The sequence below is a fragment of the Solihabitans fulvus genome, assembly GCF_008386585.1.
Classification (GTDB): Bacteria; Actinomycetota; Actinomycetes; order Mycobacteriales; family Pseudonocardiaceae; genus Solihabitans; species Solihabitans fulvus.
In genome coordinates, this window is the sequence record NZ_VUOB01000028.1 from 147,202 (window position 1) to 169,111 (window position 21,910).

Annotated in this window: 22 protein-coding genes; 8 read left to right on the forward strand and 14 right to left on the reverse strand. The window is 70.5% G+C overall.

The annotated features are described in order from the left end of the window. Positions 1–59: 59 nt before the first annotated feature. Positions 60–1,061 (reverse strand): alpha/beta fold hydrolase, encoded by a 1,002-nt coding sequence (locus F0L68_RS17015; protein WP_149850558.1) that lies wholly within the window; start codon positions 1,059–1,061, stop codon positions 60–62. A gap of 124 nt (positions 1,062–1,185) precedes the next feature. Here F0L68_RS17015 and F0L68_RS17020 point away from each other — a divergent pair, with 124 nt between their 5' ends. After that, entirely contained in the window at positions 1,186–2,031 is an 846-nt protein-coding gene (locus tag F0L68_RS17020) for a helix-turn-helix domain-containing protein (protein WP_223198858.1), read from the forward strand. Between the two features lie 62 nt (positions 2,032–2,093). Here the strand turns inward: F0L68_RS17020 and F0L68_RS17025 are convergent, their stop codons facing one another. The 3 genes from F0L68_RS17025 to F0L68_RS17035 form a co-directional block, all read right to left on the reverse strand. Beyond that, positions 2,094–3,185: a hypothetical protein gene (locus F0L68_RS17025; RefSeq protein WP_149850559.1), complete on the reverse strand. Its 1,092-nt coding sequence runs from the start codon at positions 3,183–3,185 to the stop codon at positions 2,094–2,096. A gap of 367 nt (positions 3,186–3,552) precedes the next feature. Beyond that, positions 3,553–5,181, reverse strand: coding sequence for an SGNH/GDSL hydrolase family protein (locus F0L68_RS17030; RefSeq protein WP_149850560.1), 1,629 nt, complete (start codon positions 5,179–5,181; stop codon positions 3,553–3,555). A 140-nt stretch (positions 5,182–5,321) separates the two neighbouring features. Continuing rightward, positions 5,322–5,963 (reverse strand): TetR/AcrR family transcriptional regulator, encoded by a 642-nt coding sequence (locus F0L68_RS17035; RefSeq protein ID WP_149850561.1) that lies wholly within the window; start codon positions 5,961–5,963, stop codon positions 5,322–5,324. A gap of 73 nt (positions 5,964–6,036) precedes the next feature. Here F0L68_RS17035 and F0L68_RS17040 point away from each other — a divergent pair, with 73 nt between their 5' ends. Continuing rightward, positions 6,037–6,825, forward strand: a complete 789-nt coding sequence (locus F0L68_RS17040) for an alpha/beta fold hydrolase (protein ID WP_149850562.1) — start codon at positions 6,037–6,039, stop codon at positions 6,823–6,825. 45 nt (positions 6,826–6,870) lie between these two features. Here F0L68_RS17040 and F0L68_RS17045 read toward each other — a convergent pair whose 3' ends face one another. After that, positions 6,871–7,338, reverse strand: a complete 468-nt coding sequence (locus F0L68_RS17045; protein WP_223198859.1) for an arsenate reductase ArsC — start codon at positions 7,336–7,338, stop codon at positions 6,871–6,873. Positions 7,339–7,648: 310 nt separating this feature from the next. Continuing rightward, entirely contained in the window at positions 7,649–9,235 is a 1,587-nt protein-coding gene (locus F0L68_RS17050; RefSeq protein ID WP_149850563.1) for an FAD-dependent monooxygenase, read from the reverse strand. Between the two features lie 56 nt (positions 9,236–9,291). Here F0L68_RS17050 and F0L68_RS17055 point away from each other — a divergent pair, with 56 nt between their 5' ends. Then, positions 9,292–9,996, forward strand: coding sequence for a TetR/AcrR family transcriptional regulator C-terminal domain-containing protein (locus F0L68_RS17055; RefSeq protein ID WP_223198860.1), 705 nt, complete (start codon positions 9,292–9,294; stop codon positions 9,994–9,996). Between the two features lie 34 nt (positions 9,997–10,030). Here the strand turns inward: F0L68_RS17055 and F0L68_RS17060 are convergent, their stop codons facing one another. Genes F0L68_RS17060 through F0L68_RS17075 form a run of 4 tightly spaced genes read right to left on the reverse strand, consistent with a single transcriptional unit; the run spans position 10,031 to position 12,446 of the window. Further along, positions 10,031–10,618 (reverse strand): hypothetical protein, encoded by a 588-nt coding sequence (locus tag F0L68_RS17060; protein WP_149850564.1) that lies wholly within the window; start codon positions 10,616–10,618, stop codon positions 10,031–10,033. Next, on the reverse strand, positions 10,615–11,382 hold the full coding sequence (locus F0L68_RS17065; protein ID WP_188316619.1) for a hypothetical protein: 768 nt from the start codon (positions 11,380–11,382) through the stop codon (positions 10,615–10,617). The genes F0L68_RS17060 and F0L68_RS17065 overlap by 4 nt, the downstream gene beginning before the upstream one ends. Positions 11,383–11,395: 13 nt before the next feature. Further along, positions 11,396–11,725 carry a hypothetical protein gene (locus F0L68_RS17070; protein ID WP_149850565.1) on the reverse strand — a complete coding sequence of 110 codons (330 nt, stop codon included), beginning with the start codon at positions 11,723–11,725 and terminating at the stop codon, positions 11,396–11,398. Between the two features lie 19 nt (positions 11,726–11,744). Then, positions 11,745–12,446, reverse strand: a complete 702-nt coding sequence (locus F0L68_RS17075) for a hypothetical protein (protein ID WP_149850566.1) — start codon at positions 12,444–12,446, stop codon at positions 11,745–11,747. Between the two features lie 425 nt (positions 12,447–12,871). Here F0L68_RS17075 and F0L68_RS17080 point away from each other — a divergent pair, with 425 nt between their 5' ends. From F0L68_RS17080 to F0L68_RS17095, 4 genes are all read left to right on the forward strand, one after another. Next, complete coding sequence (locus F0L68_RS17080; protein ID WP_223198872.1) at positions 12,872–14,431, forward strand: discoidin domain-containing protein; 1,560 nt, start codon at positions 12,872–12,874, stop codon at positions 14,429–14,431. A gap of 8 nt (positions 14,432–14,439) precedes the next feature. Further along, positions 14,440–15,672, forward strand: a complete 1,233-nt coding sequence (locus F0L68_RS17085) for an MFS transporter (RefSeq protein WP_149850567.1) — start codon at positions 14,440–14,442, stop codon at positions 15,670–15,672. Continuing rightward, complete coding sequence (locus F0L68_RS17090) at positions 15,669–16,616, forward strand: PD40 domain-containing protein (RefSeq protein ID WP_149850568.1); 948 nt, start codon at positions 15,669–15,671, stop codon at positions 16,614–16,616. Before F0L68_RS17085 ends, F0L68_RS17090 begins: the two co-directional genes overlap by 4 nt. Before the next feature lie 254 nt (positions 16,617–16,870). Then, entirely contained in the window at positions 16,871–17,536 is a 666-nt protein-coding gene (locus F0L68_RS17095; protein ID WP_149850569.1) for a DUF4097 family beta strand repeat-containing protein, read from the forward strand. 61 nt (positions 17,537–17,597) lie between these two features. Here the strand turns inward: F0L68_RS17095 and F0L68_RS17100 are convergent, their stop codons facing one another. Then, positions 17,598–18,128: a hypothetical protein gene (locus F0L68_RS17100; RefSeq protein WP_149850570.1), complete on the reverse strand. Its 531-nt coding sequence runs from the start codon at positions 18,126–18,128 to the stop codon at positions 17,598–17,600. A gap of 202 nt (positions 18,129–18,330) precedes the next feature. Between F0L68_RS17100 and F0L68_RS17105 the strand changes: the two genes are divergently transcribed. After that, a complete protein-coding gene (locus F0L68_RS17105) occupies positions 18,331–18,705 on the forward strand; it encodes a hypothetical protein (RefSeq protein ID WP_149850571.1) in 375 nt (124 codons plus the stop codon). A 69-nt stretch (positions 18,706–18,774) separates the two neighbouring features. Here F0L68_RS17105 and F0L68_RS17110 read toward each other — a convergent pair whose 3' ends face one another. The 3 genes from F0L68_RS17110 to F0L68_RS17120 all read right to left on the reverse strand — a co-directional run bounded on the left by F0L68_RS17110 (position 18,775) and on the right by F0L68_RS17120 (position 21,861). Next, positions 18,775–19,578, reverse strand: coding sequence for a maleylpyruvate isomerase family mycothiol-dependent enzyme (locus tag F0L68_RS17110; RefSeq protein ID WP_149850572.1), 804 nt, complete (start codon positions 19,576–19,578; stop codon positions 18,775–18,777). An 86-nt stretch (positions 19,579–19,664) separates the two neighbouring features. Beyond that, entirely contained in the window at positions 19,665–20,924 is a 1,260-nt protein-coding gene (locus tag F0L68_RS17115) for an MFS transporter (protein WP_149850573.1), read from the reverse strand. Positions 20,925–21,099: 175 nt separating this feature from the next. Next, positions 21,100–21,861, reverse strand: coding sequence for an SDR family NAD(P)-dependent oxidoreductase (locus F0L68_RS17120; protein WP_149850574.1), 762 nt, complete (start codon positions 21,859–21,861; stop codon positions 21,100–21,102). Positions 21,862–21,910 lie beyond the last annotated feature (49 nt).

Consider the following 21,910-nt stretch of genomic DNA (forward strand, 5'->3'; position numbering starts at 1 on the left):
GGTGGCGCGCGTGGCACGCCACCCCGACCGCCGGCCGAAACCCGGGCGCCGTCACCGGGTCAGCGAGGCGCGATGCCGACGACGAAGCCGTGCAGGAGCGCACCGGTCCTGTCGGGGGCCTCGAACATCGGTGTGTGGCCGACGCCGTCGAGGATCTCGATCCGGGCCGAGGGAACTCGGCGGTAGTCCTGGGCGGAGGCCGGCTGCCAACGCCGGTCCTGGGCGCCGAAGATCACCAGGGTCGGCAGGCCGAGGTCGGCGAGCCGGTCGGGCACGGGCCGCTCCCTCATGAACGCGTCGGAGGCCTGGTCGGTCTCGGTGAGGCTGCGGTAGGTCATGCCCCGGATGTCGGCGATGATCTGGTCGGGGACTCGCACTTCGCGGGTGAACGCGGTGTCCAGCGCGCCGCGGATCGTGGTGTCGCTGCGCAGTCGCCAGATCAGCTGCCCCACCACCGGCACGGTCACCAGGTGGCCGACGAAGCTGTCACCGACGAACGCGTCCACCCGGGGGCCGGTGTCGATGACCACGATGGCCGCCACCAGATCCCGCCGCTGCTCGGCCAGCGATGTGGCGACCGTGCCGCCGGTGGAGTGCCCGACGACAGTCGCGCGGCGCACCCCGAGCTGGTCGAGCACCGCCCCGACCCGGCGCGCCTGCTCCGCGATCCCGTAGCCACCAGCAGGTTTGGCCGATCCACCGTGCCCGAGCAGGTCCACCCGCACCACGTGCCGGTCCCGCAATGCCGGCAGCACCGGGTCCCACCATGCCGTCGAGCCGGCGAGGCCGTGCAGGAGTACCACCGTTGGCGCGTCGGGCGGGCCGTCCTGCACGACGTGGATGTCACCGCCGGGCAGGCGCACGATCTGCCCGCCGGAGGCCTCGGCCGTCTGCGCGAGCACGGACACCGTGTTCCCCGCGAGCAGGGCGGCCAGCACGCCGACGGTCACCACCGTGATCCGCCGCCGTCGGCCCCACGCCCGCCATCCCTTCGGGGCACCCGGCGCCGCGCCGCCGCGGCCTCGGATGTGGTGGCGTTGCGCGACAGTCGTCTCGTCCATGGCTCCTCCATCGGTCGGTCCGCGACGCCACCACCCTCCCTGCGGCCACCGCGACGCGTCTTGGAGAAATGTCGGAGCCCGCGTGGACTTGGCCCCGCCGCAGAGCCGCTCGTACAGTCACGGCGTGCGAGCAGTTCGCCGAACGGCAAACCCCACCGCAGCCTGGGAGATCGCGCGACCGTCGCGGACGGCCGCGCCGCGTGGCGTCGACATGGCGGGGTTCCGCATTCGCGGCGACAGCCCGATCGAGCTGCTGGCCATCCCCCACCCGGCCGTGACCATCGCCGTCGAGTTCGGCGACCGCTCGTTCGACGTGCACGGCGAGGCGGGCCGGATGCGGTCGGGAAGCCTGGCCGCCGGGCTCGCCTTCGGCGCGTTCCAGGTGCGCGCCGAGGCCGTCGAGTGCGTGCAGATCCGGCTGTCCCCGGTTGCCGCGCACGCCGTGCTCGGGGTCCCTTCGGTGGAGTTGGGCGGGAGCGTCGTCGCGCTCGACGACCTGTGGGGCCGCGATGTCGCGCGCCTGCGCGAGCGGCTGCACCACGCGCAAACCTGGCCGGAACGCTTCGCATTGGTCGACGCGGAGCTGTCCAGCCGACTCCTGGCGGGCCCGGCGGTCGACCCTGAGGTGGCTTTGGCCTGGCGGCAAATCGTGGCGAGCCGGGGCCAAATCCGCATCGGCGACCTCGCCGCCGGAGCGGGGTGGAGCCGCCAGCGCCTGTGGTCGCGCTTCGGCGCGCAGATCGGACTGACGCCCAAACGCGCCGCCATGCTGGTCCGCTTCGACCACGCCATCCATCGGCTGGCTGACGGACACGCCCCGGCACAGGTCGCCGCGGACGGCGGCTACGTCGACCAGTCCCACCTGCACCACGACGTCCGCGCGTTCACCGGGGCAACCCCCACCGCCTCAGCGAACGAGCCATGGCTGGCCGCCGACGACACGGCCTGGCCTGCGCACCTCAGTCCGTAGCCGGCCGACCGGCGAGCAAACCAGCTGACCTCGCCCCAAAAGCCTCCAGGGCGAGGTCAGGCTCAACCACGTCCGCTCGGAGCCTGCGGCGTCGACGCCTTCGCCGGGCTGGCGGGAGATGCGGCTTGCAGGACGGCGTCGGCGCGCTGGTCGATGAGGCCGGTGAGCAACTGCTGGGCGTAGCCGAAGATCACGGCATAGGTGAGGATCGCGGCCTGGCTCTGTAGCTGGCCGATGCTCGAGACGATGCCGGAACTCAGCAGCAGGACGCCGATCACGGCCGTCGTCGCGCCCGCGGTCGCCTTCAGCGTCGCCTGAGCCACCGCGAGCGAATACGAGGACTCGACCTTCCGGCTCGCCGAGATTGCCCGGACCCCGGCCAGCGCCGCCCCGACGAGCCCCATCAGCTCGACCAGAAACACGTCTCCTCCGCTGGGACCGTTGCCCAATCCGTAACGGACGTTGGTGGGGCAGATCAGTTGCGGCCCCGACCCCGACGCGGCACCCGCGTGCGGAACGCAGAGCGACACCGCCGCGGGCCAGCGCGAACCGACCAGACCCAGCCCGATCAGCAGCACGCCCATGGCGAGCGCGGCGCCGAGCAGAATGTTGCGGAAGCTCCGCACCCTGGCGTGTTCGGTGTCGCCGTACAGGTAGGCCGCGCGCAGGGTGGTGGCGATCAACTCGCGGTGCTCGTCCTCCACTCTCGCGGGCCGAGGACGCACCCTCAGCGACGACCACGGCACGCTGGTGGCGGCGGTGGTCCCGGCAGCCGATCCCCAGTCCTCCAGCGCCAACCGGCGGAGATCATCCGGCGGCAGGTAGGCCTGCACCGTGCTCCGCACCTCGGCCAGGTGTCCGGTCAGCTGATCCTCGGGCAACAACTCGATCAGCTGCACCTCGCCCTCGTGGATGTGCGCGAAGGCCGTCTCGACCGAGCTTCCCCGCAGCCAGCCCAGCAGCGACGGGGAGCGGTGCGTGACACATCGCTCGGCACTGTCGGCGTGGTGCACGACGTTGCGATAGCCGGCGACCCAGCGTCGCTGCCTGTCGGACGTCCCCGGCTCGACGTTTCCGTTGGCGCCGAAGGTCATCCCGCGCCCGAGAGCGGCCAGTTTCGCCGAGGCGCGCAGCGCGTCCGCACGCGCCACCACTCGCGAACACCACGGTGGCCGGTTCGTGGATCTGCTCATCGCACACCCCAACACCATCACCGAACATGGCGGGGCGAACCGCGACGTCGCGGCAGCGACACAGGGAAACGTGGCAGCGGTCGGCCTCCTGTGCACTGTTAATCGGACTTCCACGCCGGAGGGTTACCTTGTCCGTCAGGTCCACCATGGACGTGACCCCATCGAGACAACGACACCGGTCACGCTCCCCGGACCGACCGCGCCACGGGCCGTCGGGTCTGGGCAATCGGGCCCGCACCATGGCAGCCCGAAAGACTTCGCCCCAACGGTTCTTGGCCCGGTTCTCGACCGAACCGGGCCGAGATCCGTTGGGGCGCAATCCAGGCACTCAGCAGTCCTGCCACCACCAGGTCACGCCGTCGTACTCGTAACCGCCGCAGGGTTGCCCTCCGGAGTAGTCGCCGCCGTCGCCGAACCAGGGCACATAGGGCTCGCCGGGGCCCATCGGGTAGTGGCCCGTCGGCGGCACGGGATGACTGCCGCCGCCGGCGGGCTGGGAGCCGGCCGGAACGGGGATCAGCGCGTCGCCGTACTCATCGACCTTGGCGGTCGTCTTGGTGATGTATCCGGGCCTGATGCCCGGCTGGTTGGGCTGCATCGGCCGGGCGAAGGGCAGGTTGAAACCCGGGTAGCGCAGCGTCGGGAACTTCGCCTTCAACAGCTGGTAGATCACCGGCAGGTAGAGCCGGGCCATCGCTTCGGTGCCCTCGCGGTTGGGGTGCCCGGACTGCTGGACCATGTTGAACGTGCTCATCCTGGCGCCCAGATCGGACAGCGACACGACCAGCCCGTTGACGTAGTTGTCCAGCACGCCGAGCTCATGGCCGTCGAAGGCGCCGTACAGGTCCACGAGGCTGGCCGGCACCCCGTGGGCGACCAGCAACCGTTGGGCGCGCTTCATCGACTCGTCCAGGTTGCCGGCCAGCTTCCACAGCTCGTTGCTTTCCTCCTTGTCGATGTAGCCGTGGAACTGGATCGGGGTCAGGTCCTGGCGCAGGCCCTGCGGATAGGTCGCCATCAGGATCTTCGCGTTGGGCGCCCTGGTGTGCACGTCCAGGGCGATCTGGGTGAGCCGCCCGGTGATGGTCTGCGCCAGCCGGTAGACGTTGCCGACGATGTCGGGCTGTCCGTCGGCCCACTCCGTGGCGTCGGCGCGCGCGGCGAGCAACGGCGCGTACTGGGCCATCAGGTTCTTGAGGTCCTGCACGTTGTCCGACCGCAGCGCCTTCTCGATGAGCGGCCCGAACTTCGCGTCGTTGCCGCCGAAGCCCATGATCACCAGGTCGGCGTCCGCCGTGACGGCGTCGCGCTGCGCGGGGTTGTTGCGGCCGTTGTCGCTCTGCGGAATCCAGTAGTTGGTGGTCTCCGCGCCCGACGCGGCCACGAACTTCACCTCGATGACCACCTGCGGGTTGGCCGTGCGCAGCGCCTGGAGCGCGAGCAGAGCCGGGGCGTGCACGGAGCGGTGGCTGAAGTCGGGGATGTAGTCGTCCCAGCTCGCGCCCGCCGGCAGCACGTAGTTCCCGTTGATGTCGCGCGTGAGCGCCTTTGCCAGCACCCCCTTGAGGTTCAGGTAGTCGCCGGCGCCCTCGCCGGACATGTAGGAGTCGCCGATGATCACCACGCGGATGACCTGCTTGGTCGGCGGGTAGGGCTTGACGGGGTCCGGCGGGGTGAACGCCGGGTCCATCGGCCCGGACGGCGCCGGCTTCTCGGTGATGCCAAGGGTGTCCACGACCCCCTGCCAGCCGTCGACCGTCGGCTTGGGAGCCGGTGGGGCCGGCGGCGCGGGCGGCGCGGGGTCGTCCGGCTCGGTCGGTGGCTTCGGATTGCCCTGGCAGGTGCCCGGCGGACTGGGGCACTGGGTGGGCGGTGGCGTGGCAAATGCCGGCGCCGTCGGCCCGAACAGCGCGGCGGCGGCGAGCAGTGCCGCCGCCAGGCGAAATCTCTTCGTCACACGGTTCCCTCCTCGAGCGGCTTCTTCCTGACGAGGACCGCGAGTCTGATCGGGACGTGTTGGAAGGCTGTTGGAACGTGATTGGACAGCGCGAGCAACGGCGGCGAAGCGCGGCGCGGCTGGCGCCCGACGCGACGGAGTTACCGCAGTGAGTCGCCGCGCGGCCGATGCGCGGCCAGGAAGACCCGGACGGCCTGGTCGGCATACCGGTCGAGGTCCGCAGCGCCCAACCTGCTGTCCTCCCCGCAGAACATCATCTGGTTCACCGGCACCCAGAGGATCAGCCCGGCGAACTGGTGCGCGGCCAGCAATGGATCCGGGACCGTCAGGTGCCCGGCCCTGGCCAGTTCCGCCAAGCCGGCGCCGAGCGTGCGCAGGCCGCGTTCGAAGCCCTCGTCCCAGTAGCTGCGACCCATCTCGGGGAAGCGCTCGGCCTCGGCGATGAGCATCCGGCGGAACTGGATCACGTGGGGCTGGAGGATCGAGTCCGCGAGCTGACGGGCCAGCGCGCGCAGGTCGCGCTCGGGATCGTCGGTGCCGTGCAGCGCGCGGGTCGCGGCGACCAGCCGCTCGTCGACCATGCTGACCGTGTCCGCCACGATCGCGGCGAACAGGCTCTTCTTGTCGGAGAAGTGCTTGTACACGGTCTGCTTGGACACGGCGGCCCGCGTCGCGACCTCGTCCATCGAGGTGCCCGGGTAGCCGTTGCGCAGGAACGCCTCGGTGGCGGCGGCCATGATCACTGTGCGTTTCTGGGCCGAGCGGCCCTCCTCGACGGTCATGACCCCAGAGTACTGGACAGTCTAGTTCTTCGTGCAGTACTGTACCGTCCAGTTCCCAACCGAGGAGATCATCATGTTGAAGGCAGTCTCGAAGGACGGCACCACCCTCGCGTACGACCAGCTCGGCGACGGCCCGGCCGTGCTCATCGTCGGCGGAGCCTTCACCGACCGGCGCGCCACCCGCCCCCTCGCCGACCTGCTCGCCGCCGACTTCACCGTGCTCAACTACGACCGGCGCGGCCGAGGCGACAGCGGCGACACCGCGCCCTTCGCGGTCGAGCGCGAGATCGAGGACATCGCCGCCCTGATCGAGCAGGCCGGTGGAGCCGCGGCCGTGTTCGCGCACTCCTCGGGAGCCGCGCTCGCCATCGAGGCCGCCAGGGCACTGCCCGGCATCACCCAGCTCGCGCTGTACGAGCCGCCGTTCATCGTCGACGACAGCCGGCCGCCGCTGCCCGGCGACTACGTCGCGCACCTCCAGGAGCTCACCGCGGCGGGGAAGCGCGAGGAGATCGTCGAGTACTTCATGACGGTCGCAGTCGGGCTGCCCGCCGAGTTCCTCGCGCCGATGCGAGACGGCGAGATGTGGCCGCACATGATCGCGCTCGCCCCGACCGTCGCCTACGACGGGGCCGCCGTCGCGGCCAACATGATGGGCAGGCCGCTTCCCTCGGAGTGGTCGGGCGAGATCACCGTCCCGACCCTGGTGCTCGACGGCGAGAACAGCCCCGCCTGGCAACGGGATTCCGTGCAGGCGCTCGTCAACCTGCTGCCCGACGCCCAACGGCACAGCCTGCCTGGCGCGGACCATGGCGCCCCGCCGGAACAGCTCGCCCCCGTGCTGACCGCCTTCCTTCGCTGAGTCCCTTATGGACACTGCCCGCCGGGCACGTTCGTGGTCGGTCGGTTATCCGCGGACAGGGACATCGAGTTCGGCGAGCAGGCTGCGGACGCGGCGTTCGATCTCGTCGCGGACGGGCCGGACATCGGCCACGCTCTTGCCGGCCGGGTCGTCCAGGGTCCAGTCGAGGTAGCGTTTGCCGGGGAACACGGGGCAGGCGTCACCGCAGCCCATGGTGACGACCACGTCGGCGGCGCGGACGATCTCCTCGGTCCAGGGCTTGGGGAACTCGCGGGAGATGTCGATGCCGCGTTCGGCCATCGCGGCGACAGCCGAGGGGCTGACCTCGTCGGCGGGTTCGGAACCGCCGGACCGGGCGACCGCGCGGTCCTGGGCGAGGTGGTGGAAGAACCCGAGCGCCATCTGGCTGCGGCCGGCGTTGTGCACGCACAGGAACAACACCGTGGGCCTGCCGTCGCGGGCACGGCCTCCCACGGGAGAGTCCTTGCGGTGCTGCCCTTGGGCGTCAGTCATCGTCATCTCCAGGGTTGCGCCCGACGGGGGCCAGCCGGTCGACCCGGTCGGCGAGATCGCGGAACGCGTGGTCGAACGCGGCGGCGCTCCACCAGCTTCAGGTGGTGGGCCAGCAGATTGCTGGGCAACTCCAGTTCGCGTCCGATCTCGCCGGGCGAGGCGTCGCCCAGCAGCAGCTGGTCCACGATCGCCAGCCGGGCGGGCTCGCTCAGTGCCGCGCAGGCCCGCACGCGCCACCAACGAAGACGACCACTCAGCGTTCATTGACTCAATGATGGTTGACGCGGGCGTCTCCGTCGAGGCGTCCCCGTCAGGTGCTCGGCACCGGGACCGGCCTGGCCAGCACCTGGTCCAGGACCCCGGTGAGGAACCGCACCGGGTCCGGTGCCGGCGCCATGGCGCGCATCGCGACGATCCCGTCCGGACGGACGAGCAGGGCCCCATCGTCCGAGAGCCACGGGACCGCGACGCGGTGGGCGGGGAGCCCGACGTCCACCGCGGCGGTGAGCCAGCCTTCACCCTCGGCACCCACCAGCAGGGTCCACCGGGACGCCACCAGGTCAAGCGTCGAGACCCCGTCGATCCACGCGTGGGGCACCCGTGAACCCGGTGAGCCGTCCAGCGCCGCCGCCAGGTCCACTGTGGATGGGAGCTCCGGCCGAGGGTCGACGACGGCGGCCGAGTCGTACCGCTGGCCCAGGTGCACCACCGGTGCCGCCCACACCCCCGCCGCCACCCTGGCGGCGTCGGCCTCGGGTCCGCGTCCCCAGTGCAGTCCCGGGTCGGCGAGCCGGCGCATCGCCTGGTCCAGCGTCGCCGCGGCGACCGGTTCGCGTTCGTGCGCGTAGGTGTCGAGCAGGCTTGCGCCTGCCGCACCGTGGTGGACCGCGGCCAGTTTCCACGCCAGGTTGTGCGCGTCGGCGACGCCGGTGTTGAGGCCGAACGCGCCGATGGGTGACACGGTGTGCGCGGCGTCGCCGGCGAGGAACACGCGGCCGACCGCGAACCTCTGGGCCGCGGCGCTGCGGGGGCGCCAGGAGAGGACGCTGCGCACCTCGACGTCGAGGTCGGGATCGCCGACCGCCGTCCGGACGATCGCGGCGCAGCGCTCGGGCGTGAAGTCCTCGGGGCGTTCGCCGGCGTCGACGTCGCAGGCCACGTGGAAGACCCAGTTCGTCTCGCCGTCCACGGTGGCCAGCAGGCCGGGTGCCTGCGGCGTGGTGATGGTGCAGGTGGCGAAGGCCATGCCGCGCAGGTGGGGTCGGAGGTCGGCGCGGAACAGGATGTTGATCATCGACTTGCCGAGGTCGCCAGGGCCGGTGGTGCCCACGCCGAGGGCGGTCCGCACGGTGCTGTGCGTGCCGTCGGCGGCGACCACGTGCGCGCACCGCAGCGCGTAGCGGCCGTCGGGTCCGTCCAGTTCGACGTCGACCCCGTCGGCGTCCTGCGCGATGCCGACCAGGCGGGTCGACCAGCGCAGGTCCGCTCCTCGGCGCGACAGGTCGGCGGCCACGACGGCGTCGAGCCGGTCCTGCGCGCAGACGCCGCGCAGCCTGAACGGCGTCACGTCCGGTTCGTCGGCGGAGGGGGTCGGCATGGGCACGGTCACGACATCGCCCGCGCCCATGTCGACGACGGTCCGCGCCACCGCCTTGCCCACGCCGCCCCGGAGGTCGACCGCGGCGGCGTCCACGGCGGCGTCGAGCCCGAGTTCGCGCAGGATCTCGACGGTGCGCGCTCCGATGCCGGTGGCGCGCGGGTGGACCGAAGGACCGGACCGCCGTTCGACCAGCACCACAGGGACGCCATGGTGGGTGAGCAGCGCTGCGGCGAGCAGGCCGACGCTGCCGCCGCCCACCACAAGCACCGGCACTTCTGGATACAATGTTTCCGTCATGGATACACCGTAGCCAGAAGGTAGGATGGGGGTCAACGAGGAAAGGAATCGCCCCGATGACCGAACCCGCCCCCTCGTCGGTGTGGACACGGCCGCGCCCCGAACCGCGTCGACGCGCTCCCGGAGTGGACCAGTACGTGGCCGCCGCGCTGGCCGTCGCGGACGCGGAGGGACTGGCGGCGGTGTCGATGCGCAGGGTCGCGGGCGATCTCGGTTCCGGGACCGCCTCGCTCTACCGGTACATCACCAACCGCGACGAGCTGGTGGACCTGATGATCGACGCGGCGCAGGGCGAGGATCCGCTGCCCGAGTCCACCGAGGACTGGCGCGCCGGCCTGGGCGCGGTCGCGCACGCGCTGCGCGCGACGCTGCTGCGACACCCCTGGCTGGCGGGTGAGCTGACGGGAAGGCCCGCCCTCGGCCCCAACTCGTTGCGGCGGTCCGAGTCCGCGCTGCGGGCCGCCGTCGCGCTCACGCCCGACATCACCCTGGCCTCGCAGGCGCTCGGCGCCGTGCACGCGTACGTGCTGGGTTCGGTCGCCACCCAGCAGGCACTTCGACGCGCGGAGCAGCGCACCGGCCTGACCGAGGAGGAATGGCAGCGCAGCGTCGGTCCCTACATCAGCGAGGTCCTCGCGGCGGGTGAGCACCCGATGCTCGCCCGCCGCGTCCTCGAAGCCGAGGAGCTCGACCCCGACGTCGAGTTCGCGTTCGGCCTGGACTGCGTGCTCGACGGACTCGCCGCCCGACTTGGTCGCTGAGCGGACAGGCCGGGACCGCCGGTGGACGTGCTGGTCAGCGACCACCCGGCAGGCCGGCGTTGGGCGGCCACGCTGGGTCGTTCCTGGGCAGCAGTGCCGGCGACGGTCGCAGTAGATAGCGGGCGATGAGACAGTCGATCACGGCAATCGCGCACGCAGCGAACGGGAGCAGCAAGTAGACCGGGACCGGCAGGCCGCCGTGCACGTCTGGCCGGGCCGTTGATCCACCTGCGTGCGTCGGGGTCATGACCAGGACGAAGCAGGCCAGCGCTGCGGTGCCAACAGTGGCGATGCCCAGCACGAGCAGGACGCGCAGCGCGACCCGAGTTCCCGCGATGTCGAGGTACTCGCCGGTCGCGTAGCTCGTGGCCCACAGGAGGCTGAACGCGATCAGGAGCAAGAAGAACACCGAGCACAACTCGATCGCGATCATCATCCAGTTGAAGGGACTGCGGGCGTTGGGCAGCGCGCCGCCGCCCCACCACATGAGGACTCCCACCACCAGGCTCACGGCGGCCGAGACGGCTCCGGTCAGCATGCTGGTGGCGCGGATCTTCCGCACCACTGAGGACGACACCCAGAGGTACTGGGGCGTCGGTTCCTGGCCCTGGATGATGATCATGCGTTGATGTGCCAGTTCATTCCGTCGGGGTCGTTCACGCTGGCGTGCCCGAGCAGGTCGGCGTTGGTCCTCGCCCAGTCCCCGAGGTCGTCGTGGATCTTCTGCTTGATGTTGCCCTGCTCGATCGCGATGGTCTGGGTGAACGACTGCATCGCCACCACCGCGGCGATGATCAGGCCGATGGAGAGCCCAGCCGCCCCGGCCAAGGCCGCGACGGCCGCGGGAAGCCCCACGACCGTGCACGCGGCGACGATGGCACCGATCGCCCCGACAACGAATATGACCAGAGCGGCGATGATCGCGATCCAGAAGTTGTCGATCGCGTTGGCCAGATTGACCAGCGACGACTTCATCTGGTTGGCGAGGTCCTTGATGCTGTTGAGGCCCGACACCTGCGCGGGGACGATGGCCTTGTACGCCTCGGCGGCGCGTCCGTGCCACTCGACGGTGGTCTTGAGCTTGTCCAGCGAGAGGTTCCCGGCGATGTCGCCCGCCGGGTTGCCGATCTGGTTCACCCACTGGTCGCCGACGTTCTTCAGCCGGTCGGAGTCTCCGGCCTTGTCGAACAGCTGGTTCACCTTGCCCCAGAACTCATGCACCTTGTCCCGCAGCACGATCAGCCCGGCACGAATGGGATCGACAAGATCGGACAGGAAGTCGGGCACCCAGCTGAGGATGCGGTCGGCCTTGTCGAAGAACTCCCTGAGCTTGCGGTCGATGTCCCGCGTCTTCTGTCGAGCCTCGGCGATCAGAGTGTCGGCCATGGCGTTCTCCCCCCTAGTAGATTCCGTTGAGCCGGTGCAGGTTGGCATCCTCGTCGCGCTGGTAGACGTCGGCCGAGGCGCGCAGCGCGGTGCCGACCGCGTGCAGGTTGTCCGCGGCCTGCTTGATGATGTCCTCCAGCTTGGTGCGGGCGTCGTTGTAGGTCGCGTCGAGGCCATGGTCGGCGGCCCACTTCGACACGTCGTCCGGGGTGAGGTGCAGGCTTCCGATGGTGGTCCTGGGTCCACCGGTCAGGTCTGCGGCCGCGTTGTCCCACGTGGTGGCGTCGGACCGCAACGCGTCCAGGGCTACGGCGACCTGTTTGCCGTTCGGTGTCGGGCTCATCCTCTGCTCTTCCCATCCCTCATGCGACCGGTGGCGTGGGCATCAGCCCGAGCCTGCGGAGAAACGCGGTCGGATCGCTGACCAGCGCGGTGAGTTCGCTGATTGCCGGGCTGTGCGGCCCACTCGCGAGCTCGCCGGGCGAACTCCTGGTGTGCAGTTGCCGCAGCACGTTCAGCAGTTCGTACTCGATCTCGGAGTTGCGCGCGCCCGCCGCCCAATGCGCGTCGACCACCAACGACAGGATCCGGCCTTGTTTGGCCGTCCCGCTGGCGTGACGGCCGGGACTCTCCGCCGCGACCGTGCGGTCGACGATCGGGGACACTTGGTCGGAGAACCGCGCCAGGTCCGCCGACACGGCATCGACCAGTCTCATCACGTCCGCCCGGCTCAACGGCACCTCCTCGACCCGGCTCGATGGCGTCGGCCCTGTGTCCGGTGTGGACGATTGCTGTTCCACCTGCACGGCAAGGGCTTGCATGGTGGCGGCGTTGGTCGCGGCCAGCACGCAGGCGTGCAACCCGTGCGGATCCACCAGCGTCTTCCACTCGGCGGCGAGGTTCACCGACACCACGTCCGCCGTCGGAGTGACCGCGACCGTGATCACACCGTCAGGGTCCCGGCCCTCGATGCTGTCGGCGGCGGCCTCAGCCGACGGTGTGGCCGGTCGAGCGTTGTAGTCCTCGTCGTCGGCTTCCTCGAAGCCCCAACGGCGATCGTTCATGTCCCGCTCCTGCGGTTGGTGACGGCGGCCAGCATCTCGGCCAGTCGTTGGTTGATGCGATCCCCTGTGACACACAGCAGCGCTTCGACAGCACTGCGTAACCCCCGGCGAGATGGTGCCACAGCCCGCCGGCACGTCGCCACCACTTGAGCCAGCCGACGCATCTCCTTGCCGCGCACGGCTCCCGGCAATCCCCGCTGCTTTCATCCGGCGAGACACCGCCGACCGGCCCGGCCACTGGATCGTTTCACCACTATTGCCGCTTGCCAGTGAAAAGCGCGCGCCGATACAGTGCCTTTTTATTAGGAAACTTTCTTAACAGTTAGGTTCCAGGCCCCAGGTCCACGAACGACCCGAGTTCCCTGTCCGGCCCGAAGGAGCACGACGTGCGCCCACACCTCCTCCGCCGAACCCTGTCCGCGCTCGTGGCCGTCACCGCCACGGGCTTCCTGCTCTCCTCGGCCGTCTCCGTTCCCGCGTACGCGGCCGACATCCTGCTGTCCCAGGGAAAACCGGTGGCCACCTCCACCGTGGAGAAGCCTTCGCTCAGCGGTGACAAGGCCGTCGACGGCGACACCACGACGCGGTGGGCGAGCGCCGTGAGCGCCGATCCTCAGTGGCTGCGCGTCGACCTCGGCCAACCGTCCACAGTGCACAGAGTGCAACTGAACTGGGAGGCCGCCTACGCCAAGAAGTACCGGATCGAGATCTCCGACGACGGCGTGCACTTCAGCGTGGTCACCACCGTCGACAACGGCCGCGGCGGGACCGACACCCTCTCCGGCCTCAACGCGCACGGCCGGTACCTGCGGTTCGTCGGCACCACCCGCGCCACGAAGTACGGCTACTCCCTCTGGGAGATCCAGGCGTTCGGCACCGCCGACTCGACCGGCGACACCCAGCCCCCGACCAGGCCGACCGGGCTCACCACCGGCGCGGTCACCGCGAACAGCGTCGCGCTGTCCTGGTCGCCCTCGACCGACAACGTCGGTGTCGTCGGCTACGACGTGCTGCGCGCCGGTCAGGTGGTCGCGACCAGCGCGACCACCTCCTACAACGACACCGGTCTCGCCCCGGACACCAGCTACACCTACGCCGTCCGCGCCAGGGACGCCGCGGGGAACACCTCGGCGGCCAGCGACGCGGTCACCGCGCGGACGCAGTCCGGCGGCACCGGCTCGTTCGTGCTCGCGGCGGCCGGCGATATCGCGGAACGCTGCACCGCGAGCGACCCGAACTGCGTGCACCCGAAGACCGCGAAACTGGTCGAGGCGATGCGGCCAGCAGCCGTGATCACCATGGGCGACAACCAGTACGACGACGCCCACCTGTCGGACTTCCAGAAGTACTACGACACGACGTGGGGCAGATTCAAGAACATCACCCACCCGATCCCCGGCAACCACGAGTCCTACGACAGCCCGAAGTACCAGGGCTACCACGACTACTTCGGCCAGATCGCCACCCCGCAGGGCAACAACTACTACAGCTGGGACATGGGCAACTGGCACTTCGTCGCGCTGGACTCCAACGACTTCGTCACGCACGAACTCGCCGAGTCCCCGCAGCTCACCTGGCTGAAGCAGGACCTGGCCAAGAACACCAAGGGCTGTGTGGCCGCCTACTACCACCACCCCCGGTACAGCTCCGGTGACCACGGCGACAACCCGGACAGCATCGCGCTGTGGCAGCTCATGGTCGACAACAAGGTGGACCTGGTGCTCAACGGGCACGACCACGACTACGAGCGGTTCCTGCCGCAGAACACCGACGGCAGGGCGGACCCGAACGGCCCGGTCGAGATCGTCGGCGGCACCGGCGGCGCCGACCTCTACGACCTGCACGCGACCCACCCCACCACGGCGAAACTGCTGCGCACGTACGGCGTGCTGAAGCTGTCGATGACCGACACCACGTTCGCGACGCAACTCATCGGCGTCGACGGGGCGGTCCTGGACAGCAGCCCGACCTACACCTGCCACTAAGAGCTCCTATGTACATCGCCGCGAACCACGCCCCTGACCCGCCGACCGCCACCGACCGAGGCCCCGGGCTGAGCCGGGTGTCCGCCAACGTCGTGGCGCTCGGCATGGTCAGCCTGGTCACCGACGTCTCCTCGGAGATGGTGACCGCCGTGCTCCCGCTGTACCTGGTGCTCGGCCTCGGTCTGAACCCGTTGCAGTTCGGCCTGCTCGACGGGCTCTACGCCGGGGCGACCGCGATCCTCCGGATGCTCGGCGGGCACCTCGCCGACCGCTGGCGGCGGCTCAAGGCGGTCGCCGGTGTCGGCTACGGCCTGTCCGCCGTGTGCAAGCTCGGCCTACTGGCGGCCGGGTCCTCGGTCGCCGCGATCGGCGTCGTGCTCGCGGCCGACCGCACCGGCAAGGGCCTGCGCACCGGGCCGCGCGACGCGCTGATCTCGCTGAGCAGCGAGCCCGCGCTGCTCGGCAGGTCGTTCGGCGTGCACCGGACGCTGGACACCGTCGGCGCGTTCCTCGGTCCGCTGGCCGCGATGGCGGTGCTGGCGCTCAGCCTCGGCAGCTATCCGTCGGTGTTCTTCGCCAGCTTCTGCGTCGCCTCGGTCGCGGTGCTGCTGTTGGCGCTGTTCGTCCGCGACCGACGGGGAGCCGTCGAGCGCGCCGAGGTGTCCGTGCGGGCGGCCGTGAACCTGTTGCGGCACGGCGACTTCCGCAGAGTGGCCCTGTGGGCGGCGGTGCTTGGCCTGGCCACCGTCGGCGACTCGTTCGTCTACCTGGCGCTGCAACGGCGTTGGGACGTCGCGGCGACGTACTTCCCGCTGCTGCCGCTGGGCACCGCAGGCGTCTACCTGCCGCTGGCCGTCCCGGTCGGCCGACTCGCCGACCGGATCGGCCGGTGGCCGGTGTTCCTCGCCGGGCATGCGGCGCTCGGCGCGGCGCTGCTCCTGCTGTGCGGACCGGTGTCCTGGGCGGGTTTCGCCGTGCTGGCGCTCGGCCTGCACGGCGTGTTCTACGCGGCTACCGACGGGGTGCTGATGGCCGCGGCCGGACCACTGGTCCCTGCCGGGCTGCGGGCCACCGGGCTCGCGGTCGTGCAAACCGGGCAGGCGGTCGCCAGGATGCTCTCGTCTGTCCTGTTCGGACTGTCGTGGACTCTTCTTGGGCTGCGCCCCGCCATGCTCGTCGCGGCGGGCGCGCTCACCGTTGTCGTCCTCGTGGCGGCGTTCAGCAGACAGGTGCGGACATGAGGAAGATCGTTCTCGCGCTCGCCGGGTCGATCCTGCTGATCGGGGCGGCGGTGATCTTCACCGTGACCGCGCGCCAGGGCTCCTCCTCGGCGGAGCCCCCGGTCGAGCAGCTCACGCTCGCGCCCGGCCAACTGTTGTTCCGCAGCAACGACACCGGAAGGGTCACTGCGGTGCCGCTGGCCGACCCCGGCGGGGCTCGCCGATCCAGCGGCATGAAGTGCGACCGGTTCGCCGTCGCGCGGCAGACCGCGGTGTGCCTGGCAGCGCGGCCGGGCGTGCTCCCACCGGTCACCGATATCATGGTCCTCGACGCCAATCTCGCCGTCCGCCACCAGGAGGCCCTGCCGGGAACGCCGAGCCGCGCCAGAGTGTCCCCGGACGGGAAGCTCGTGCAGTGGACGCTGTTCGTCACCGGAGACTCCTACGCCGCAACGGGTTTCTCGACGAGGGCCGGGCTGTACGAGGTGGAGACCGAGCGACTGGTCAAGACGATCGAGGAACTTCCGGTGTTCCTCGACGGCAACCGGTACTTCGCATCGGACGTCAACTACTGGGGCATCACGTTCGCGCCGGACGGCAACCGTTTCTACGCCACCCTCGGCAGTAGGGGCAGGACGTACCTGGTCGAGGCGGACTACGCGCGCTACCAGGGCAAGGCGATCCGCGAGAACGTCGAGTGCCCGTCGCTGTCCCCGGACGGCACCAGGATCGCGTTCAAGAAGAAGGTCGGAGACGGAGTCTGGCGACTGTCGGTCCTCGACCTCGCGACGCAGCAGGAGACCGCACTCGCCGAGACCCTCAGCGTCGACGACCAGGCGCTCTGGCAGGACGACAGGACCGTCCTCTACCGGCTGGACAACGACATCTGGGCAGTCCAGGCCGACGGCACCAGCAGTCCCCGGCTGCTGGCCCGCGACGCCTCCTCGCCCGCGGTCACAAGCTGAGCAGGAAACGAGCACAGCTCCCGCAGAACGGTCCAGCGAGCCCGCTCGGCTCCGGCCAACTGGTTGACCGTGAGCCTCTCGTTGGCGGTGCCCGGATCCCGTGGACCACCCTCCTGGCCCATGACAGCGCCGTGTCAGGAGTGCTGTCACCGCGGTGGCCGTCCGGTGTCAGCGCGGCGGGCGATCGTTGCTTCCGTGATCAGCACGGGGTCCCCACCAACGGGGACGCCCGAACGAGTTCTCAGGAGCACACCATGCAGACCTTCGCCACCCCCTCCCCCGTCTCCGTCGTCCTGGACATCCCCGCCGGGCGCGTCCAGTTCATCGCCGCTGACCGGGCCGACACCACCATCGAGATCGCGCCGGTCGACGCCTCCAGGGGCCGCGACGTGAAGGCGGCCGAGCAGATCACGGTCGACCACGGCGACGGCGTGCTGCGGATCCAGGCCCCTGAGGCGCGCAACCAGTACTTCGGCCAGTCCGGATCCGTCGAGATCACGGTGTGGCTGCCCACAGGTTCCCGGGTCGAGGCGACGGCAGGGGCCGCCGAGCTGCGCACTGTGGGACGGCTCGGCGACCTCGCCTTCGAGGGCGCGCACGGCGTGGTCGAGCTTGACGAGGCCGACAGCGTCCGCCTCACCGTGCACGTCGCCGACGTCTCGGTCGGCCGCCTGGGCGGACCAGCGGAGATCAGCGTCGCCAAGGGCGACATCCGCATCGGCGACGCCGCGCGCGGCAAGGTCACGCTGAGCACTCAGGCCGGGTCGATCTCGGTCAGCGCCGCCCCCGGCGTCTCGGCCGCCCTCGACGCCAGCACCTCCTACGGCCGGATCAGCAACAGCCTCAGGAACGACGGCACCACCCAGCTCGACATCCACGCGACCACGTCCTACGGCGACATCTCCGCGCACAGCCGCTGAACAGCACCTCCAGGAAATCGCTGCGGCCCTGACCGCCCTGACCCGTGAACCCCGTGGCCGGTCAGCCCGCGCGGTAGCGCTGGTCCTGGTCCAGCGCCGGCGCCACCGAGGGCTGCCGCCCGGCCTCCTCGGGTGCCGGCTCCACCACCAGCCGGCTCGGCGTCTTCCTGCCGGACTCGACCTGGGTAGCCATCTCCTCAGCCAGCAGCTGTTCCCTGCGGCGCCTACGGATCCGGATCAACACCACCATCACACAGCCGTGCACCAGGGCGAGCAGCAACAGCGTGTAACCCAGCTTCGCAACGAGGTTCTGCGCCGGGCTGCCCACATCGATCCGGACGGTCGACATCAGGGCGAGCAGACCGAGCATCACCAGGTGAAACAGCCCCACGACGAGCTGGTTGGCCGACCGAGCCCCGGGCTCGTCGGCATGGAACTCCGTCAGATAGGCACGGCCGCTGCGCGCGAGCAACTGCCCGTCCGCCAGGACGAGCACAACGCCAATGACCAGGTAGACGACGTATTCCTGAGTGCCCATCACGCGTCCTTCCTCGTTGGCTCCCGACACCGCCCGGCCGGCGAGGTCGCTCACGAAGGGGAATACCCCGCGACGGCCGCCACCATGCGGCAGACGCGGTCACAGCCCTCTCGGGTATGCACAGCGGGTCCCGCAGTGGGGCCGCCGTCCGCCGCACCCAGGCTCGCTGCCGTGTCCGAGAGCTGACCGGCCAGACCGTCTGGCGTACCGTTTCGGCAGCGATCCATGTCGACGCTCGCTGACACGGGGAGGCTCGATGACCGACGCGCTGCGGTTGGGCAACTGGGAAGGCGAGTGGCCCGAGGTGAAGCTGCTCGACGAGCGGCTGTACGTCCAGCTCGCCCCGGAGAGCGACGACTTCCAGGCCACGCTGCTGGCCGAGTACGGCCGGCCTGGGCAGGTGGCCACCCGGCACGACTTCCGTTGGGGCACACTGACCGCGATCGCATTCCCGGCCGCGCCGGAGCGGCCGGAATGGATCACGCACCTGGTGTTCGGTGGCTGCACCGAGCCGCAGGCCCGCGAACACCTGGTGGCGATCGGCCTCGGCGGCGCGCCGATCACCACGGTGTACCCGCCGGGCGTGCCGATCGAGGGCGGATCGCCTTCGGACGATCCCGACGAACTGTGACTCCGTTGGCGCTCACCCCCTACCGGGCAGGAACTCCGGCGTTGCGGCGGTAGGGGGTGCCGGGGCTGGTCAGCCGCTGGCGTGGGCGGCGTTGTCGAGCCAGTGCTGGGCGAGGTCGGTGTCGCCGTCGACGCTGATGTTGGTGGTTTCGCGGTCGGTGAGAGGGAGTCGTCGGGTCAGGATCAGCAGCAGCGATCGCGCCGGGCCGGTCACCGTCACATCGGCCCGCTGGGTTCCGGGCTGCCACGTTGCCCCGTCCGGCCGCCGTTCGACGAACCACGCGCCCGCGCCGTCCGCGGTGTCGGTGGCCAGCCACTGGAGGGTCTGCCCCGTGCCCCGGAAGGCGTGAGCGGACTCGGGCCGCTGCATCTCCCAGGTGGGCGAGGTGAGCATCGCGAGGTGGTTGGTGATGAGCGCGGCCGCGATGTCGGCTTCGATGTCGGCCGGCCGGCCCGCCGCGTTGGCTGCGTCAAAGCCGTGGACGACCGCCTCGTTGAGCATGCTGGCCATCCAGAATCGCGTCCCGGACCGCTGGTCGCCCGCGGCGTTGAACACCGGCGCGTCAAGCGCGTCATCGGAGCAGGCGCTGGCGACCCGCTGCGCGGACTCCGACAGCCATGCCTGCCACTCGCGGGGGTCGGTGGGAGGCACCGCCATCTCCATGGGCAGCTGTGTGGGGTCGGTGATGCGCCGCTCGATGATCTCCGCGACCCAGTGCTGGGTCTGGCCCACGTGGTTGACCAGGTCAGTGACAGTCCACTTCGGGGCCGTCGGCACGGCGGCGTCAGGTCCGGCCGCGACAGCTGATTCCGCCAGGCGCCGGGTGTGTTCGACGATCGCGCGCCGGGCAGTTTCCGCGTTCAGTTCGGTCATGAGAGCTGAGCATGCCATCAGGGCGCTCTACTTTCGACTGTGGCGGCAGCACACCGAGCCCAACGACCCAGAGACCGGCTGGCCACTCAACGCAAGGAGCGGACTACCGGGCTCACGGCGACCAGGCAGGCGCACGCCAACACCGCGCCGCCGCAGACCAGAAACAGCGTCGTCGTGCCGTACGGGAGCAGGACGCCGGCGACCGTGTAGGAGAACGGCTCGAACGCCACCGTGGCCAGAACGACGAGGCTCATCACCCGGCCCAGCAGCTGCCTTGGCACTCGCTCCTGCAACGTGGCCACGACGACCACGCCGAGAAACGCGGACCCGAGGCCGACGAGTGTGACGACGGCCGTCGCGGCGACGACCTGGGTGACGGCTGCCAGTCCGGCCGTGCCCGCGCCGATCGCCGCGATCCCGCCGACCACGGTCCAGCCGCGCCGGGTGGGCGGACGCCACCCGGCCATCAGTGAGCCGGCCACCGAACCAGCGCCGAAACCGGAAAGCACGATGCCAAGGGACCCCGCGCCACCAAGGCGTTGGTCGGCGAGCACCGCGCCGCCCACGATCACGGGGCCAACGACCGCGATGTTGATCACGGCGATGGCCACCAGCATCCCCCGCACCAGCGGTTCGCGCCAGGCGTAGCTCAGTCCCGCGCCGAGGGCACGCGCACTGCTGAGCTGCCGCTCACCGTCGATGGCATCCGGATCGGCGTCGTCCCCGGCACCTCCACGACGTCGCACCACCCGGACGAGCGTGCTGAACGCGATGGCGGTCAACGCCGCCAACACAGCGATCCCACCCAGCGTCGCGTCAAAGCCGATCGCCGCGATGGCCCCGGCAGCCACCGCAGGACCGACCAGATCACCCCCCGACTCCGCACCCTGCACCAGCGCGTTGACCCTGGCGAGCCGCTCGGTCGGCACGACGGCCGGCAACAACGCCAGAGCCGCAGGGAAGTACGCCGCGTCGGCCGTACCGAGCAGCGCGGCGAGCAGCGCGACCATCGTCACCGACGGCGAGGTGAACGTGATCAGCGCGCCAAGGGCGAGCAGGACCGCGACCCGCAGCCAGGCGGCGGCGACCGCGACACGGGCCGGATCGAAGCGGTCGACCAGTACTCCGGCGGGCAGCAGGAGCACCGCTCGCGGCAGCGCCACCGCCACAAGCACAAACCCTGTGGCGATCCCGGGTTCCGACAGCCTGAGCACGAAAAGCGTGAGCCAGATGACGAACAGCGCATCGACCACGGCCGCCAGCCCCTGACCCACGACCAGGCGGCGCAACTGCGGATCGCCGAGCGGTTCGTGCGGAGGAGAGTGGGCGGTTGATCCCCTCGTCATCGCACGCTCCTCAGGCCACCGAGTGGATCGGCCCCGTCGGCGGCAGCCGCGGCGTCCACGCGGCCACTCCCGGCCATCCCGAGGCGGCCAGGTCCGCATCGCGCACCGATCAACAGCATGAACACCTCCGCTCGTAGATTCCGGTGGGACGTGCTGCTCGGCCAGAACCGTGTGACTAGCCGATGTGCGTGCCTCCGTCCACCGTCAGGGTGGCGCCGGTGATGTAGGACGCCGCGTCGGAGACAAGGAAGACCAGAGCCGCGGCGAGTTCGTCTGGCCGCCCGACGCGGCCCGCGAGCACTCGCGGCATCATCGCCTCGAGATAGCCCTCGGCGTAGCCGTCGGTCATCGCGGAGGTGAAGAACCCTGGCGCCAGGGCGTTGACGCGGATGCCCTTGCTGGAGGTCCACTGCTGGGCGAGATCGCGGGTCAGCCCGAGGATCCCGGCCTTCGACGCCGAGTAGGCCGCCTGCGGCAGGCCTCCCGTGACCATCGCGAGGATGCTGGAGACGTTGACGATGGCACTGCCCGGCAACATCACCGCGCCCGCGGCCTGCGCCATCCAGTAGGAGCCGTTGAGATTGATGTCGATGACCTCGCGGAACTGCTCCGGGGTTTCGTCCGTCGCGGGTTGCTCACTGCTGACCCCGGCGTTGTTGACGAGAATGTCCAGCCGCCCGAACTCGCGCACAGCCGCGTCGACCAACGCACGGCAGTCCTGCGGGTTGGCAACGTCGGTAGGCACGGCGACGGCCCGGCGACCACGCTTCTCGACGGCCGCGCGCGTGGCCTCCAGCCCCTCGATGCGCCGCGCCCCGAGCACGACGTCCGCGCCGGCCTCGGCGACCGCGGTGGCGAAGGCGACGCCCAGTCCGGAGGACGCGCCCGTGACCACGGCGACCCGACCGTCGAGCCGGAAGCGGTCAAGCACGCTCATGGCGCGCGCCCCTCACCGGTGGTTTCGGTGTTGTCCACCATGGGTTTCT

Excerpts from the sequence above, each read along its gene's own strand:
- F0L68_RS17115 (WP_149850573.1), bottom strand. The coding sequence starts at position 20,924 with ATGACGAGGGGATCAACCGCCCACTCTCCTCCGCACGAACCGCTCGGC.
- F0L68_RS17035 (WP_149850561.1), bottom strand. The coding sequence starts at position 5,963 with ATGACCGTCGAGGAGGGCCGCTCGGCCCAGAAACGCACAGTGATCATG.
- F0L68_RS17105 (WP_149850571.1), top strand. The coding sequence starts at position 18,331 with ATGACCGACGCGCTGCGGTTGGGCAACTGGGAAGGCGAGTGGCCCGAG.
- F0L68_RS17065 (WP_188316619.1), bottom strand. The coding sequence starts at position 11,382 with ATGGCCGACACTCTGATCGCCGAGGCTCGACAGAAGACGCGGGACATC.
- F0L68_RS17015 (WP_149850558.1), bottom strand. The coding sequence starts at position 1,061 with ATGGACGAGACGACTGTCGCGCAACGCCACCACATCCGAGGCCGCGGC.
- F0L68_RS17045 (WP_223198859.1), bottom strand. The coding sequence starts at position 7,338 with ATGACTGACGCCCAAGGGCAGCACCGCAAGGACTCTCCCGTGGGAGGC.
- F0L68_RS17070 (WP_149850565.1), bottom strand. The coding sequence starts at position 11,725 with ATGAGCCCGACACCGAACGGCAAACAGGTCGCCGTAGCCCTGGACGCG.
- F0L68_RS17060 (WP_149850564.1), bottom strand. The coding sequence starts at position 10,618 with ATGATCATCATCCAGGGCCAGGAACCGACGCCCCAGTACCTCTGGGTG.
- F0L68_RS17040 (WP_149850562.1), top strand. The coding sequence starts at position 6,037 with ATGTTGAAGGCAGTCTCGAAGGACGGCACCACCCTCGCGTACGACCAG.
- F0L68_RS17095 (WP_149850569.1), top strand. The coding sequence starts at position 16,871 with ATGCAGACCTTCGCCACCCCCTCCCCCGTCTCCGTCGTCCTGGACATC.
- F0L68_RS17110 (WP_149850572.1), bottom strand. The coding sequence starts at position 19,578 with ATGACCGAACTGAACGCGGAAACTGCCCGGCGCGCGATCGTCGAACAC.
- F0L68_RS17050 (WP_149850563.1), bottom strand. The coding sequence starts at position 9,235 with ATGACGGAAACATTGTATCCAGAAGTGCCGGTGCTTGTGGTGGGCGGC.
- F0L68_RS17120 (WP_149850574.1), bottom strand. The coding sequence starts at position 21,861 with ATGAGCGTGCTTGACCGCTTCCGGCTCGACGGTCGGGTCGCCGTGGTC.
- F0L68_RS17090 (WP_149850568.1), top strand. The coding sequence starts at position 15,669 with ATGAGGAAGATCGTTCTCGCGCTCGCCGGGTCGATCCTGCTGATCGGG.
- F0L68_RS17075 (WP_149850566.1), bottom strand. The coding sequence starts at position 12,446 with ATGAACGATCGCCGTTGGGGCTTCGAGGAAGCCGACGACGAGGACTAC.
- F0L68_RS17085 (WP_149850567.1), top strand. The coding sequence starts at position 14,440 with ATGTACATCGCCGCGAACCACGCCCCTGACCCGCCGACCGCCACCGAC.
- F0L68_RS17055 (WP_223198860.1), top strand. The coding sequence starts at position 9,292 with ATGACCGAACCCGCCCCCTCGTCGGTGTGGACACGGCCGCGCCCCGAA.